This is a genomic window from Actinoplanes sp. ATCC 53533, from assembly GCF_003947245.1.
In genome coordinates, this window is sequence record NZ_QHHV01000411.1 from 1 (window position 1) to 2486 (window position 2486).

The 2486-nt window shown below is 67.8% G+C and carries 2 protein-coding genes; both read left to right on the forward strand.

What is annotated here, in order from left to right:
* Positions 1 to 546: 546 nt before the first annotated feature.
* The gene (locus DMB66_RS58440) at positions 547 to 1761 is read left to right on the forward strand and encodes a helix-turn-helix transcriptional regulator (RefSeq protein ID WP_125812551.1); all 1215 of its coding nucleotides are present in this window, start codon (positions 547 to 549) and stop codon (positions 1759 to 1761) included.
* 2 nt (positions 1762 to 1763) lie between these two features.
* On the forward strand, positions 1764 to 2480 hold the full coding sequence (locus DMB66_RS58445; protein ID WP_125812552.1) for a creatininase family protein: 717 nt from the start codon (positions 1764 to 1766) through the stop codon (positions 2478 to 2480).
* The last annotated feature ends 6 nt before the right edge of the window (positions 2481 to 2486 follow it).

Here is a 2486-nt window from a genome sequence, read left to right on the forward strand (position 1 = left end):
GTTGCTCTCCATGTTGGGCCAGGACGGGGTAGTTATCGTCTCAGGGCCATGACGAGCTACGCCGGTGGGTGTGCCGCGCCCACCGGCGACGGCGCGTCCGTCATTCCATCGACCACTCCGGATGCATGGAGCGTGCGCTGGCGGTTGCGGAAGGTGAGTGCCTCGAAGGCGATGTCGCCGCCGAGCGGCGTGGCTGCGGCAAGGTCTCGTCAGCATGCTGAGGTTGTTCTTGCTGGTCAGTAGGACAGAAGAGCGGCGAGCGGAAACCGCCGTGCCGTGTCGGTGAGCGCGCCGGAGAACTCCGACAAAACATTGACACGACGCCGCCTCCACGCTGCTCACGCTCGACTTACGCTCCGTGAACGGCACTGTAGTGAGCAATAAGGCGATCGGGGGTCAAAGCGGGATGTCTCACCCGAGAACGGAAGCGAGTCCGGCTCGGCAGAAGACTGCGTCGCCTCGCCGGGTGGTAGATCGCCGCTGGAGTTGCGGCGCTCACCAGATCCGAAGCGTGCGCACGTTTCTTGCCATCGCCGGAGCGTCAACATGAGCACGACCGAATCCACACAGGCGCGAGAGGTGCGACGGCAGCTCGGTGGGCGGTTGGCCGTGCTACGCGACGCCGCCGGGTTGCGGCAACATGAGCTCGCATCGAAGGTCGGGTACGGCCGCAGCACGATCGGTAACGTCGAGATCGGAAGCCAGCGGGTCCCCCGACAGTTCTGGCTGGATTGCGATCGCGTCCTGGGAACCGGCGGGATCCTGACAGAGCACTACGACGCGATTGACGCTGCCGAACGTCGAGCCACGAAAGACCTGGTGCTGCGCTCGGGCAAGCCCGATGACCCGCCCGGTGTTGATCCTGCGATGGCGTTGCACTGGACCGGGATGCTCCATCTGCTGGCCGGCTCGCACAACATGTTCGGTCCGCGGCAGGTGCACGACGCCGCGTGCCGAGAGATGGCCGTGATCGGTCGCTATCGGCAGGAGGCGATCGGCGATGTCAAGACCGCGCTGCTCGCCGTCGAGGCACGATGGGCCGAATTCGCGTCCTGGACGGCTGACAACGTCGGCGACACGGCCGCCGCGGCCTACTGGCTGGAACGGGCTCTCCTCCTGGCGCGCAGGGCCGGCGACGCACCGATGGCGTCCTACGTGTTCATGCGACAGGCGCAGCAAGCGGCCGACCGCCTCGACGGTGCACGGGCGACCGCCCTCGCGGCGACCGCCGCGACCGCGTCCTTGACTGACCGCGACCGTGCGCTGTGTGCCGTACGCCAGGCCCAAGGGCACGCACTTCGCGGGGACCGTGACGCGTGCTCGTCAGCCCTCAAGACCGCCCACCGACTCGCGCTGCGCGCCGAACGCGTCCCCATCGACGACGACCCCGCCACGATCGGGCGACACTGCACCCACGCCTACATTCAAGCCCACGAAGGGTATTGCCTGCTCAGGCTCGGAAGAGGCGATGAAGCGGCACGCATGCTCGGCGCAGTCCTGGACGGCTGGCCCGCCGACTTCCGGCAGGACGAGGCGCTGATCAGGACCTGGCTGGCGATGTCCCATGCGCTGGTCAACCGGTTCGCGGAGGCCGGCGATCAGGCGAGTCGGGCGCTGGGCATCGCCGCCGCGACGTCGACCGCCCGCGCGATGCGTGTGCTGGGAGAAGTCGACGCCCGGCTCGCTCCGCACTCCCGCATCGCCGAGGTGGCCGGATTCCGGTCCGCCTTCGCGCTCGTCCGCTCGACGCGCAGAATGTGACCGTGGACCTGATCAGCGCAGCAACCAGCACCGACGAGGCGTCGCGGGCTGCCCGCGTGGCAGTTCTTCCAGTCGGGAGCTTCGAGCAGCATGGATCTCACCTGCCGCTCGCCACCGACACCATCGTCGCCGGCGCCATCGCGCAATCTGTCGCTGCGGCCTATGACCTGCTACTGCTGCCGCCAGTCACGATCGGTTGCTCGCACGAGCACGCCGGCTGGGCGGGCACAGTGAGCATCCGCTCATCAACGCTCGCCGCGATCGTCACCGACGTCGCCGAATCGCTGCGGCGCTCCGGTGTAGACCAGCTGGTCGTCGTGAACGGGCATGGCGGCAACTATGTCCTGTCGAACACTGTTCAGGAGGCAAATTCGGAGTCCCGTCGCATGGCGCTGTACCCGGGACGCGAGGACTGGGAAACGGCACGCCAGCAGGCCGGTCTGGTCAGCAGCGGCCACGACGACATGCATGCTGGCGAGATCGAGACCTCGTTGCTCCTGCATCTGTGTCCCGACCTGGTCCGTGACGGGTTCCAGGACGCCGACCATGTCGCCGAGCGGCCCGACCTCCTCGTGCTCGGCATGCGGGGATACACCTCCACCGGCGTGATCGGCAGCCCTTCGCAGGCCACAGCGGCCAAGGGCAAGGCGGTGCTGGAGAGCTTGACGGACTCCTTTGCCGGCACCCTCGCCGTCCTGCGCAACGGCCGGCGGAGTTGACACCTG